Origin of the sequence: Sphingosinicella microcystinivorans (assembly GCF_027941835.1) — a bacterium.
Classification (GTDB): Bacteria; Pseudomonadota; Alphaproteobacteria; order Sphingomonadales; family Sphingomonadaceae; genus Sphingosinicella.
Genome location: NZ_CP116005.1, coordinates 2,955,286 through 2,968,723 on the forward strand (window position 1 = coordinate 2,955,286; position 13,438 = coordinate 2,968,723).

Genomic DNA, 13,438 nt, shown 5'->3' on the forward strand with positions numbered 1-13,438 from the left:
TCCCGCCGATGACCGCGAACGACGAGTGGAGAGACGGATATGTTCAGGAAGATTCTGATGGCCGCTGCGGCGATGACCATGCTGACCGCCGCGCCGGCGATGGCCGACAACGACCGTTGGGATCGTGGCGGCAAGCATTGGCAGAAGGATCGCCATGATAACCGCAACGCCTATCGCAAGGGCTACCAGGACGGCCGCAAGTACGACCGCCGGGACGATCGCCGCGACAACCGCTACGCCTATCGTCAGGGCTATCGCGACGGACGCTTCTACGACGGCCGCCGCTATTACGACAATTACCGGCCGGTCTATTACCGGGGCGCCAGCGACTATCGCGGCGGCTGGTACGGCCGGGGCGGGCGCTACTATTCGAGCTATGACAGCTGCCGCAAGGACAGCAACATCGAAGGCACGCTGATCGGCGGCGTTCTCGGCGGCGTCATCGGCAACGAAGTGGCGCGCTACGGCGACAAGACGATCGGCACCGTGATCGGCGCGGGTCTCGGCGCCCTCATCGGCCACGAGATCGACGACAAGGGCGGCAAGCGCCGCTACTGCTACTAGAAGCCGCGCCGCCGGTTCGTATCGAACCCCATCGCGGCCGGCGGAACGGGCCGCCCAAACACGTGCCGGGCGGCTCTTTTCTTTCGCGGGAAAGCCGCTAACAAGCGGGCGAAAGAAACCGCAGGACACGAGCATGACCGAGACCGACAGCCCGCCCGACCGCCTGTGCGCGGACCCGGACAGCCCCTTCTTCAGCGAAGCCGTGATGGAACGCGGCGTCGGCATCCGCTTCAAGGGCCGCGAGCGGAACGACGTTGAGGAATACTGCATCAGCGAGGGCTGGATCCGCGCGGCGCTCGGCAAGAAGGTGGACCGGCGCGGCAAGCCCCTCACCATCACGCTGAAGGGCGATGTCGAGGCCTACTGGCGGAGCTGAGCCTGTGCTCGAAGGCGCGCAGAAGGTCCCGAGCCCGAAGCTCGACCTTTACATCCGCAAGCAATTTCTCTCGCCGGAGGAATGTGCGGAGATCGTGACGCGCATCGACGCGAGGCGACGACCCTCGGAGATCGCCGACGATCTCGGCTACGCCGCTTACCGCACCAGCGAGACCTGCGATCTCGACGGCAGCGATCCGGTGGTCGCTGCGCTCAACGACCGAATTTGCGCATACATGGGGATCGAACCGGCGTTCGGTGAGCCGATACAGGGCCAGCGCTATGCGGTGGGGCAGGAGTTCAAGCAGCACACCGACTATTTCGAGCCGGACGGGCCCGACTACGCGCGCTACTGCACCGTCTCGGGCCAGCGCACGTGGACGGCGATGATCTACCTGAACACGCCCGCCGCAGGCGGCGCGACGCGCTTCAAGGTGATCGACAAGATCGTGCAGCCGGAAAGCGGAAAGCTCGTCGCGTGGAACAACCGCCGCGCCGACGGCACGCCCAATCCCGCGACGCTGCACGCGGCAATGAAGGTGCGGGGCGGCGTCAAGTACGTCATTACCAAGTGGTTCCGTGAGCGGCCGTGGGGATGACGTGAAACGGAAAAGGGCCCCGCACGCGGCGAGGCCCTTTCCGTTTGACCCGGGTTTTCAGAACTTCGCGCTGAGGCCCAGCGAGAACGAGCGGCCGATGTCGTAGGTGTTCCGGTCGACGCGCGTGCCGTTGTAGGCTTGGTATTCTTCATAGTTCTCGCCCGTCAGGTTGCGCGCCTCGAACTTCACCTCGAGTTCGCGTCCGGCGACCGTGAAGCCCTGCCGCGCGACGAAATCCAGCCGCAGGCCGGGCTCCTCGATGAAGTCGATCGGCGTGCCCTGATAGGAGAAGCGGTTCGAGATGCGCTTGCTGGCGTAGGTCAGCATCAGCGTCTGCTGCGAGAGGCGTTCGCTGTCCTCGAAGCCGATCTGCAGGTTCACGATGTGGTCCGACTGGCCGGTGAGCTTCGCGCCGTCGTTGAAGACGAGCGACGCCGCGATCGGCACGCCTGCCGTGTCGGTGGGGATCGTCGTGTCCCCGGCGCCGACCTTGATCTTCGATTTCGTGTAGGTGTAGTTCGTTGCGATCAGCAGGTCCCGTGTCTCGAAGAATTTTCCGGGCAGCCAGTCCGACAGCGCGAAATACTTCTGCACTTCGAGTTCCGCGCCGTAAAGCTGCGCTTCCGGTGCGTTCGCGAAGGTCGTGAAGAAGGTCTGGCCCTGCTGCGTGGCGATCGCCTCGATGGGCTTGTCGATCTTCTTGTAGAAGCCCGCGAGCGAGAACCGCTCGTTGCGGCCCAGATACCATTCGTAGCGCGCCTCGAAGTTCAGAAGCTTGCTGTCGGTGAGGTAGTTGTTGCCGATGAACGTGCGGTCCGATTCCGTGTCGAAATACTGCTGCGGCGCCAGCTCGCGGAACTGCGGGCGGGCGATGGTCTTGGACGCGGCGAGCCGGAGCTGCATGTCCTCCGCGAAGTTCCACGTGATCGTCGCGGCGGGCAGGAAATAATCGTTGGCGAGGTGCGTCGAGAGCGCTGCGCTTCCGCCCGTACCGAACAGGTCGACGGCGTTCACGAACTGCTTAGCGTCCTCGTAGCGCACGCCGATCGTGGCGCGCAGGTAGTCCATCAGCTCGACCTCGGCCTGGAGATAGCCCGCGTGGACCTCGAGGCCCGCGTCGTACTTGGCGACGCCCGCCGCGCCGGAGCGGTCGGTAAGCACGATGTCGTATGTGTAGATGTTGTAGTCGGAGAGCAGGTAGTCGGGGCGCTCCTGCGCGACGGCGAGGCCGAGGCTCGCTTCCGGAAGGAAGGCGAAATCGCGCCGCGTCGAGGTCCGCGTCGTGTCCGTGTAGGCATAGCCCGCGGTGAGCGTGATGCTGCGCGCGGTCGGTAGCTTCCAGCTGACGTTCGCGGAGCCTGCCCACACGTCCTCCGAAAGGTCGGAGAACGAGATCGTCGCGCTCTGACCGCCCGTCCTGAGGTCGTTGAGGAAATCGCCCACGGTCTCGTCGTAGCGGTAGCTGAACGCCCGCTCGTAGGGCGCCTCGCGCTGCGTGTTCGCATAGGTGCCGCGCACGTCGAGCGCCACGTCGTCGAACTTGAACTCGCCGACGAACTGTGTGTCGATGAGCTGGCGCTCGAACCAGTTGGTGTAGCTCTTGTTCAGGCGGTCGGAGCCGACGTTGATCTCGTCGACGCCGTCCTGGATGCGCGCCTCCTTGGAGGTGTCGCGGATGTAGAGGTTGGTCCAGCGCAGCTTGTGCTCGCCGAACTCGTAGCCGAAGCCGAGCAGGCCGTGCACGACGACGCGGTTCTCGGTCGACAGGAAGCGGAAGTTGCTGTCCGGCCGGATGATGTCCTCGCCCGCGCTGTTCGCCGAAAGGCCGAGCGTCTGCTGCTGGAGCCCGCCGCGCGTTTCCCAGCTGTTGTCCCAGCCGAACGCGGCGATGATGCCGAAGCGGTCGCTACCGATGTCGAAGCTGAGCCCGCCGGTGATGTCGACGGAGCCGTTCAGCGGAATGTCGTCGTTGCGCTGGATCAGCGTCGTCGGCGCGTTGAGCAGGCTCGCGGTCAGGCCCTTCATCGTGTCGAGGCTGAAGTTCGGGCCGACGACCAGAAGATGCCCGCTGTTCATGGCGGCCTTGAGGTTCGCGGGGATATCGCGCGAGCCGTCGTCGAATCCGGTCCAGTCGCTGTCGCTGCCGAAATAGGTGTAGCCGCGCTGGAAGGTGGTCTCGCTGTCGCCGCTGAGGCTGCCGCCCACCTTGAGGAAGCTCTCCTCCGGGATTGCCGCTGTCGTCAGGTTGATGACGCCGCCGCCGAATTCGCCGGGGTAGTTCACCGAATAGCTCTTCTGCACCACCGAGCTTGCGATCACGTCGGTCGGGAAGATGTCGAGCGGCACGACGCGGCGCAGCGGCTCGGGCGAGGGGAGAGGCAGGCCGTTCAGCAGCGCCAGCGAATAGCGCTCGCCGAGGCCGCGCACATAGACGAAACGCCCGCCGACGAGGCTGAGGCCGGTGACGCGCTGGAGCGCGCCGGCGATGTCGCCTTCGCCGGTTCGCGCGATCTCCGCGGCGGAAAGGACGCTGATGACCTCCGGCGTCGCGCGGATCGCCTCGGGGATGTAGCGGCCCTGCACGACGACGACCTCGTCGCTGATGCTGACGCCCGGCGCGGAGATGTCGATCGACTCCTCGGGCTCGACGGGGCGCTCCTGCGCCCATGCGGACGGGGCCGCGAGCGCGCTTGAAAGCAGAAGCAGGGTTCCAAATGACGAGGTCCTGATCATGGCAGGCTTTCCGATCTTCCTGAACTGAAAGGGGACGGCGGCCGCCGACGCGTGCCGCCGCCCCGGACGTTTCATGGCCGGACTAGTTCGCCGGGTTGACGGTGCACGCCGGTCCGCTGCCGAGGCCGCAGGTCCAGCCCTGCCACCACGTGTCGGCGTCGTTCTTCACGGCGCCGATGTAGTCGACGTTGTGGAAGTAGCTGTTGAGCGTGGCGAGGTTGGTGACGGCCGGGACGGCATTTTCGTTGGGGCCGTTCACGAACACGCTGGTCAGCGTCGATGTGCCGGCGGGGGTGTTGTTGTTGCCGGCCACCTCGAACAGCGCCTGGATCTGCGCCGCCGTGACGTTGGTGTCGTCAACGTAGGGCGCGCCGCAGGCGAAGAACACCGACTTGAACACGGGCGGGCCGTTCTCGTCCGTGCCCGCGCCTGCCGCCTGGATGGTGGCGGCGCCGTCGATGTCGAGGCACTGCGAGGAGGCCGGGCCGGACACGACCCAGTTGGAGAGCTGGTAGTCGCCGCCGCCGCGCAGCAGGATCGCCGGTCCGGCGTTGGCGACGACCGTGACGTTGGCGAAGTGTGTGTCCTGGCGCACAGTTTCGTTGACGGAGCCGTCACCCGTGCCGGCTTCCCACACGTAGTCGCCGCCCGCCGCGCCTACGGCGGTGCGCTGCGTGACGATCACGAACTGGTTGACGCCGGTGTAGCCGTTGTCGGTGTCGATCGAGTCGTCGTCGTTGCCGGTGAGCACGAGGTAGCGGCCGTTCACGGTGCCGCCGAACCACTCGATGCCGTCGTCCGAGCTGTTGTTGACCTGCACGTACTCGATGGTGGTGCCGTTGCCGACGCCGGCGAGCGTGATGCCGTTCAGCTCGTTGCCGGGCGAGAGCGCGAAGCCGGAGTAGCGGATCTGGAAGTATTTGAGGCTGCCGCTGCTGTCGTTCGCGACGCCGCCGCCGTAATAGGCGTTGGTGACGCCTTCCACGGCCGCCTGGCAGCCCGGCGTGCCGGGCGTCGTGCCGCCTGCTGAGCAGGTGCCGATCGGCGCGCGGCCGAGGATGACGAGACCGCCCCACTGGCCGATGCTCTCGGAGGTCGCCGTGCCGACGATGTTGGCGCGGCTGGTGAAGATCACCGGATTGGTCGGCGTGCCTTCCGCGACGATGCGCGAGCCGCGATTGACGACGAGCGCGTCGGCGCCCGAGGAGCCGAACACGACGACGCCCGGATCGACCGTCAGGGTCGCGCTCGTGCCGCCCGGCGCGGTGCCGTCGGAGCCGACGTCGACGCCGACCTGAACGACGCCGGAGAGCGAATAGACGAGGCCGGCGATCTTCGGCAGCGCGAGGTTGCTCGTGATCGTGCCGGAGATCTGACAGTTCCGAAGATCGGCAACGGTGCCGACGTTGGTCGTGCCCGTGGGGCAATCGTCCGGGGTCGGCGTCGGCGTGGGTGTCGGCGTTGGGGTCGGTGTGGGAGTCGGCGTCGGTGTGGGGGTCGGAGTCGGCGTCACGATGACGCCCTCGCCCGGGGAGGCAACGTCGTCGGCGCCGCAGGCGACGAGCGCGAGCGCGGAACCGAGCATCAGGAAACTGCGAAGATGTGACATTGAGACACCCCTTTGTGGTCGTTGGCGGCGAGGGCAGACGCTGCGAATCTCGTTTCGCGTCTGCGTGTTCCGAGGGGGACGCCTAGGGGTGATTCATGATGGAAATATTACAGATTTCGCAATGTTTTACGAATGGTTATTATGACAAGTTGAAGTAATACTTTAACATAAATGACGCCGTTTCGTCATCGCTCTGTCACACTCCCGGTCAGTCTGTGAAATCGACTTCGGCTTCATGGGGCGCGTCCCCCCGCAGGTAGCTGATCGTCACGCGCTTGGATTGTGCAAGCTCGTCCGCCAGCTCGATGATCTTCTCTTCGCTGTGCAGTCCCGCGCCGTTGATGGCGGTGACGATGTCGCCGTCGCGCAGGCCCGCGCGCCGGAAGAATGCCATGTCGGCGATCTTGCGGACACGGAAGCCGCGCGTCACCTCGCCCACTGTCTCGCGGACGAGCCCAAGCTGGAAGGCCAGCGTCTGGCGGCGCGCGTTGTCGCCGCCGTAGGCCGCGCGCGAAAGCGTCGGGATTTCGGCGGTCGCCTTCGTCGGTGCCGGTGCCTCGCCGTCCGCCGCCACGGCGGTCGCGGGGGGCGGAGCGCCGTCGAAGGACAGCAGCGGGATGCGAAGCCGCGTCCCGCCGCGTGCGACGATGATGTGGTCGGGCGCCGCGCGTTCGAGCGTGATGCCGGGCAGAATCTGGCGGCCGGCTATGATGCGCTGCTGCGCCGCGCTGCCGATGGAAACGATAGCTGCGCTCCCGAGCGTGCCGTGGACGCGCACCTCCGCGACGTCTGCCGGGGTCAGCGATAGCGCCGCGGGGAGGGTGGACGGCGGTGCGGCCACGGGCTGCGGCGGAGGCATGGGCACGGAAACGGGCGTGGGCGCGCTCTCGCCGCCCGGCCACAGGGCAAGCGCGGCCGCGCCGCCCGCCAGAAGCAGCGCCAGCGAAACCGCCCTGGGGTTGAGCCTCGGGTCAATTGTGATAGCCACGAGGGAGCCGGTTAGGCCGGCTGCGTGACAGATTTGCGACACGGGACGTCGCGGAAAGGGCAGGAGCGGTGCTGTATTGCCGGTGAGCGGAACGGCCGGGGGGCTCATGCCGGGGCTGATGCTTGCGTGCGGGTTTCTGGCGGGAACCATCGCCGGCAGCTTCCTCGCGCTCGTCGCCGCGCGTCTGCCGCTCGGGCGGCCGGTCGTCGGCGGGCGCTCGCAGTGCGACGCGTGCGGGCGTGTGCTCGGACCACTGGAACTTGTGCCGCTGTTCTCGTTCATCGTGCTGCGCGGCCGCTGCAAGGGCTGCGGCGCGGTGATTCCGGGGTCCACGTGGATCATGGAACTGCTCGCGGGGCTTGTCGGGCTGCTCGCCGTCATGCTGGCACGGACACCGGCCGACCTTGTCTGGGCGGTGTTCGGGTGGCTGCTGTTGCTGCTCGCCGCGCTTGATCTCAGGCACCACTGGCTGCCGCTGCAGCTCACAGCATTGCTCGCGCTTTCGGGTGTCGCGGCATTGTTCGTCACGCGCGGCGACATGCTGGCATCGCTGGCGGGCGGAGCCGCCGGGTTCCTCGGCCTTGAAGCCGTGCGCGTCGGCTACCGCGTCCTGCGCGGGCGCGAGGGGATCGGCGGCGGCGACCCGTTGCTGCTCGGCGGAATCGGGCTCTGGATGGGCTGGCAGGCGCTGCCGTTCGTGGTGATCGTCGCCTCGCTGGTCGGATTCGGGCTGATCGCGCTCTGGAAGCTGCGCGGCGCCGAGGTCGGCCCCGCCACGCGGGTCCCGCTCGGCGCCTGCCTTGCAATTGCGGCCATCGGTGTCTGGATGGCGGCGGCGCGTGCTCCCATCGTTCCGCTTGCGTTGCTATAGGCTTGCCCAATGTCCCGATATGACACGTGATGACGCTCGCCGTCATCAAACTGACATGCTAACTCCCTAGCGGGGCGATTTCGTGAAGGCGGGCCGGACGGAATGGGGTTCACTGACAGGCAATGGCTGCAGCGCGTGAATGCGCGCAGCCTCGCGGCGGCGGCGCAGGTCTTGCTGGCGCTGCTGCTCGCGTTTGCCGCCGCGCGCCTCGTGTGGGCGCTGCTGGCGCCGGTCGGGCCGGTCGGCACGCCGCCGACGCTGACTCTTGCCGCAAGGTCCGACACCGCCGTGTTCGGCCGATTCGACCCGTTCTTCCAGATGCCCGGCGACGGCGGACCTGCCGTCGTCTCCGACCTCGCCATCGACCTCTACGGCACGCGCGTCGACAACGTCAGCGGCAGGGGCTCCGCGATCATCGGCGTCGACGGTACGCAGCGCAGCTTCCTCGTCGGCGAGGAGATCATGCCCGGCGTCACGCTGCACGGCGTGGCGTTCGACAGCGTGACGGTGAGCCGGGGCGGTTCGCTCGAGCAGCTGTTCCTCGATCAGTCCGTGCCGGCGCGCGCCGTGTCGCCCATGCCTGCTGCTGCCGCCGCCGACGCGACGACGGTGCAGGTCCCGCTGGAGCGCGTCGAACGCGAGATCACGGGCGAGCTGGTGCGCCGCGGCGGCGAGGTCGAGGGACTTGCGCTGAAGCCCGTGGGAAGTGGCGGATTGTTTAACGAAATCGGCTTAAAGGCAGGCGACGTGCTGCTTTCGGCGAACGGCGTCCGAATCGATTCAGAGACGCTGCCCGGAAGCATCGCGAACCTCATCGGCGACAACGATGTCGCGGTGCTGGAGATCAGGCGTGGGGCCGAGGTGCAGACTGTGACGTTCGAGATCGTTCGGTGAGGGCAGGCCGCTTCCTGATCGGCGCGGCGCTGGCGCTCGCCTTCGCGATGCCCGCGCCTGCGCAGCAAGTCATCAACCTGCGCGACGCCGATATTCGCGCCTATATAGAGGATGTCGCCCGCACCACGGGCCGCACCTTCATCATCGACCCCGCCGTGCAGGGCAAGGTGTCGGTCGTCGCCGACCGGCCGCTGTCGCGCACGCAGTATTTCGAGGTGTTCCTCTCGACGCTCCGCGCGAACGGCTTCATCGCGATCCCCACGGACGGCGGCGCCTTCCGCATCGCGCCCGCCGCGAATGCCGCGCAGCAGCCCTCGCGCGGCGGCAGCAGCAGCTTCGTCACGCAGGTCATCGACCTCAAGTCGATCGACACGCAATCCGCGATCGAGGCGGTGCGCCCGCTCGTCAGCGCGCAGGGCCAGATCACAGCGAGCAAGACCGGCAGCGCCGTCGTCATCGCCGACTATGCCGACAACCTCGCCCGCGTGCGCTCGGTGCTGAAGGATATCGACCGCGACCGCACCACCATGCGCCTCATCACGCTCGACAACGCCGGCGCGCGCGAAATCGCCGCGGCGATCGAATCGGTGTCGCGTGCGGCAGGCGCGGGCGGCGCCGGCGCGATCTCGGTGATCGCCGTCGACAGCTCCAACAGCGTTATCCTGCGCGGCGATCCCGATGCGGTGGCGCGCATGGCGGCGATCGTCTCCGATCTCGACAAGCGCGCCTCGGCAGGCACGGACATACAGGTCGTGTTCCTCCAGAACGCCGATGCGGGTGCGCTGCTTCCGGTGCTCCAGCAGCTCGCCGGGCAGCAGGTGCAGGTCACGGTGGTGAACAGCGCCCCGCAATCCGGCGAGGGCGGGCAGGCATCGGGTGCGGGCGCGACGGTGTCCACAACGCCCGCGGGCAGCGCGCCGCCGGGTCCGGGCCGCGCCGTCATTGCACGTTACGAAGGCGCGAACGCGCTCGTCATCTCGGCGCCGCCCGACGTGCAGCGCTCGCTCAGCGAGGTGATTCGCAAGCTCGACGTGCGGCAGGAGCAGGTGCTCGTCGAGGCGATCATCGTCGAGATTTCTGACAATGCGGCGAAGCAGCTCGGCGTCCAGTTCCTGCTTGCGGGCACGGGAAGCAACAGCGTGCCGTTCGCTGTCACGAATTATTCAAACAGCGCGCCCAATCTGCTCGCGATTGCAGGGGCCATCGGTGCGCGCGAACTCGACAGGACAACGACGACCACGAACGACGGCGGCACCACGACGGGCCGCACGGCCTCGGCGGCAGCGGACGCGCTCGAACAGGCGGCGGTCCAGTCGCTGCTCGGCGTGTCCGGCTCGCTGTTCGGCTTCGGCGGCGAGATCGGCAACGATGCGCTGTTCGGCGCCGTGATCAACGCCGTGAAGTCCGATACCGCCTCCAACGTGCTGTCGACGCCGTCGATCATGACGCTCGACAACCAGGAGGCGAAGATCCTCGTCGGCCAGGAAGTGCCGATCACCACGGGCGAGGCGCTGTCGCCCAATTTCGACAACGCCTTCCGCACCGTGCAGCGCCAGAACGTCGGCGTGCAGCTTGAGGTGAAACCGCAGATCAACGCGGGCGGCGCGATCAAGCTGTTCCTGCGGCAGGAGGTGTCGTCGATCGCTGGGCCGGTGGCGACGGGCTCGGCCGATCTTATCATCAACAAGCGCGAGATCGAGACGACGGTGACGGTGGACGACGGCGACATCATCGCGCTCGGCGGCCTCATCGACGAGAACGAGCGCCGCACCATCGAGAAGGTGCCGCTGCTCGGCGACATCCCGCTCGTCGGCGAGATCTTCAAGAGCCGGTCGCGCAGCCGCTCGAAGACCAACCTCATGATCTTCATCCGCCCCACCATCGTGCGCAGCCGGCAGGACGCGCAGGCGATCAGCGCGCGGCGCTACAATTACGCGCGCGAGATGCAGCGGGAGCGCTATCCGAAGCAGGAACCCTCGCTCGACGCGCTGGTGCGCGACTATATGGGCGCCGCACCGCCGGTTGCGCCTCCAGCCGCGCCGCCGCCCGCGCCGCCCCCCTCGGAGTAGGACCCATGACGGCCGGCGACGCCGCACCGCTGCCTTCCGAACGCTCGATCCAGATTCCCTATGCCTTCGCCAAGCGCTTCGGCGTCATCGTGCTTGACGACGAGGGCGCGGAGATCGGGGTCGGCCTTCGCGAAGGCGACGATCCGCGCGCGCTCACCGAGGTGCGGCGCATCCTCGGACGGCCCATCGTCGTGCGCTTCGTGCCGCGCCGCGAGTTCGAGCGGCTGCTTCAGGAGCGCTACGCGACAGACGGCCTCAGCGCCGAGCAGGTGTCGGACCGGCTCGGCGAGGTCGGCGATCTCGGCGCGCTTGCCGAGGACATTCCGGCGGCCGAAGACCTTCTCGACACGCAGGACGATGCCCCCGTCATCCGCCTCATCAACGGCGTCATCGCCGAAGCGGTGCGGCAGGGCGCGTCCGACATCCATGTCGAGCCCTACGAGAGTTCGCTGATCGTCCGCCTGCGCGTCGACGGCGTGCTGCGCGAGGCGCTGCGCCTGCCCGCGAAGGTGGCGCCGCTCGTCGTCAGCCGCATCAAGGTGATGGCGCGTCTCGACATCGCCGAGCGCCGCCTGCCGCAGGACGGCCGCATCGGGCTTTCTCTGGGCGGCCGCGCACTCGACGTGCGCGTCTCGACGCTGCCCTCGCGCCACGGCGAGCGAGTCGTGCTGCGTATCCTCGACAAGGAGCAGGCCGAACTGGGTCTCGAAGACCTCGGAATGCCCGCCGACCTGCTCCGCATCGTCACCGATGCGCTGAAGGAGCCGCACGGCATCATCCTCGTCACCGGCCCCACCGGTTCGGGCAAGACGACGACGCTCTATTCGGGCCTCCGCCTTTTGAACGACGGCACGCGCAACATCCTCACCGTCGAGGACCCGATCGAGTACGCCATCGAGGGCGTCGGGCAGACGCAGGTGAACACCAAGGTCGGCATGACCTTCGCGGGCGGCCTCCGCGCCATCCTGCGGCAGGACCCGGACGTGGTGATGGTCGGCGAAATCCGCGATTCCGAGACGGCGGACATCGCCGTGCAGGCCTCGCTCACCGGCCACCTCGTGCTCTCCACGGTCCACACCAACGATGCCGTCGGCGCGATCACGCGCCTCAAGGACCTCGGCGTCGAGACGTTCCTGCTCGCCTCGTCGCTGCGTCTCGTCGTCGCGCAGCGACTGGTGCGGCGGCTCTGCAACGTGTGCTCGCAGCCGGTGCAGGCGAGCGCCGCCGACGCCGCGCCATTGGGCCTCGATGCGGGCGTCGTCATCCGCCACGCGGCGGGCTGTCCGTCCTGCGCCAACACCGGCTTCCGGGGCCGCATCGGCGTCTACGAGGCGGTCCGCATCGACGAGGATATCCGCCAGCTTATCCTGTCCGGTGCGGACGAGGCCGTGATCGCGCGGCAGGCGTTCGGGCGCGCACCGAACCTCGCGGCGGCGGTGCGGCGTCTCGTCGTCGACGGCAAGACCACGGTTGAAGAGGCGGTGCGGATCATGCGCCGGGATTCGGCGGTCGATGCCGACCTTTGATTATCTCGCGCTCGACACGGCGGGCCGCGAGCGCACGGGAACGCTGACCGCCGCGAGCGAAAGCGACGCACGCGCGTTGCTCGAACGCCGCAAGCTGCTTCCGGTGCGACTCGGTGCGGCGGCGGAAACCCGCACGGCACCGGCTCCAGCGCTCAGCGCCGGTTTCGGCCGCCGCAAGCTGTCGTCCAAGGCGCTCACCCTGTTCACGCGCCAGCTCGCGACTCTGATTTCCGTCTCGCCGCTGGAAGAATCGCTGCGCTCGATCGCCATGCAGGCGGAGCAGAAGAAGGTCGCCGATGTCGTCTGGCGCGTGCATGGCGGCGTCGTCGAAGGCCGCCGCCTTGCCGACGCGATGGCGCTCGAAGCCGCGAGCTTTCCGCCGCTCTACCGCGCGATGGTCGCTGCCGGAGAAGGCTCGGGCGGCATGACCGAAATCCTCGAACGCCTCGCCGATCTCCACGAGCGGCAGGCGGAGGTGCGCGGCAAGATCCTCACCACGCTCGCTTACCCCGCGATGCTGGCGCTCGTCGCACTGCTCATCGTCATCGGTATGATGACCTACGTGATTCCGAAGGTCGTCGAGCAGTTCAACGACATGGGGCAGGAGCTGCCGCTGCTCACCCGCATCGTCATCGGCATCTCGGATTTCATGACGAGCTACGGCCTCATCGTGCTCGCACTCATCGGCGTCGGCGTGCTCGTCTTCACGCGCATGATGCAGCGCGAGGATTTCCACCTGAGGGTGGACCGCGCCTTGCTCCGCATCCCGCTCACCGGGCGGCTGCTGCGCGATCTCCACGCCGCGCGCCTCGCGCGCACGCTTTCCACGATGGTCGAGAACGGGATGCCGCTTCTCGACGGCCTCGCCGCCACCTCGCGCACCATCCGCAACCGCGTGCTGCGCGGCGCGACCGAGGATATGGTGGAATCGATCCGCGAGGGCGGCAGCCTGTCGGGCTCGATGCGCCGCACCGGCATCTTCCCGCCGCTTCTCGTCCACATGACGGCGTCGGGCGAATCGAGCGGCAAGCTCGCGCCGATGCTTGGCCGCGCCGCCGACTACATGGAGCGCGAATTCGACGCTTTCACGAAAAGCGCGCTCAGCCTGCTCGAACCGCTCATCATCGTCATCATGGGCGGTGTCATTGCGACAATCGTGCTATCCATCCTGCTGCCGATCCTGCAGCTCGACACCATTGCCATCCAGTGA

At 67.6% G+C, this 13,438-nt stretch carries 11 protein-coding genes; 8 read left to right on the forward strand and 3 right to left on the reverse strand.

What is annotated here, in order from left to right:
* The first annotated feature begins 39 nt into the window (after positions 1 to 39).
* From PE061_RS14165 to PE061_RS14175, 3 genes are all read left to right on the forward strand, one after another.
* Entirely contained in the window at positions 40 to 564 is a 525-nt protein-coding gene (locus PE061_RS14165) for a glycine zipper 2TM domain-containing protein (RefSeq protein ID WP_271255901.1), read from the forward strand.
* Between the two features lie 133 nt (positions 565 to 697).
* The gene (locus tag PE061_RS14170; protein WP_271255902.1) at positions 698 to 940 is read left to right on the forward strand and encodes a DUF3297 family protein; all 243 of its coding nucleotides are present in this window, start codon (positions 698 to 700) and stop codon (positions 938 to 940) included.
* Positions 915 to 1,538, forward strand: a complete 624-nt coding sequence (locus PE061_RS14175) for a prolyl hydroxylase family protein (protein WP_271255903.1) — start codon at positions 915 to 917, stop codon at positions 1,536 to 1,538. Before PE061_RS14170 ends, PE061_RS14175 begins: the two co-directional genes overlap by 26 nt.
* 57 nt (positions 1,539 to 1,595) lie before the next feature.
* Here the strand turns inward: PE061_RS14175 and PE061_RS14180 are convergent, their stop codons facing one another.
* From PE061_RS14180 to PE061_RS14190, 3 genes are all read right to left on the reverse strand, one after another.
* Positions 1,596 to 4,271, reverse strand: coding sequence for a TonB-dependent receptor domain-containing protein (locus tag PE061_RS14180; protein ID WP_271255904.1), 2,676 nt, complete (start codon positions 4,269 to 4,271; stop codon positions 1,596 to 1,598).
* Positions 4,272 to 4,353: 82 nt separating this feature from the next.
* A complete protein-coding gene (locus PE061_RS14185; protein ID WP_271255905.1) occupies positions 4,354 to 5,880 on the reverse strand; it encodes a hypothetical protein in 1,527 nt (508 codons plus the stop codon).
* Between the two features lie 208 nt (positions 5,881 to 6,088).
* Complete coding sequence (locus PE061_RS14190) at positions 6,089 to 6,868, reverse strand: PDZ domain-containing protein (RefSeq protein WP_271255906.1); 780 nt, start codon at positions 6,866 to 6,868, stop codon at positions 6,089 to 6,091.
* Between the two features lie 106 nt (positions 6,869 to 6,974).
* Here PE061_RS14190 and PE061_RS14195 point away from each other — a divergent pair, with 106 nt between their 5' ends.
* From PE061_RS14195 to gspF, 5 genes are all read left to right on the forward strand, one after another.
* Entirely contained in the window at positions 6,975 to 7,739 is a 765-nt protein-coding gene (locus PE061_RS14195) for a prepilin peptidase (protein WP_271255907.1), read from the forward strand.
* A gap of 102 nt (positions 7,740 to 7,841) precedes the next feature.
* Positions 7,842 to 8,633 carry a type II secretion system protein N gene (locus PE061_RS14200; RefSeq protein WP_271255908.1) on the forward strand — a complete coding sequence of 264 codons (792 nt, stop codon included), beginning with the start codon at positions 7,842 to 7,844 and terminating at the stop codon, positions 8,631 to 8,633.
* Positions 8,634 to 8,680: 47 nt separating this feature from the next.
* Entirely contained in the window at positions 8,681 to 10,702 is a 2,022-nt protein-coding gene (gene gspD / locus PE061_RS14205; protein WP_271259208.1) for a type II secretion system secretin GspD, read from the forward strand.
* A 5-nt stretch (positions 10,703 to 10,707) separates the two neighbouring features.
* Positions 10,708 to 12,228, forward strand: coding sequence for a type II secretion system ATPase GspE (gene gspE / locus PE061_RS14210; RefSeq protein WP_271255909.1), 1,521 nt, complete (start codon positions 10,708 to 10,710; stop codon positions 12,226 to 12,228).
* Complete coding sequence (gspF, locus tag PE061_RS14215; RefSeq protein WP_271255910.1) at positions 12,215 to 13,438, forward strand: type II secretion system inner membrane protein GspF; 1,224 nt, start codon at positions 12,215 to 12,217, stop codon at positions 13,436 to 13,438. The genes gspE and gspF overlap by 14 nt, the downstream gene beginning before the upstream one ends.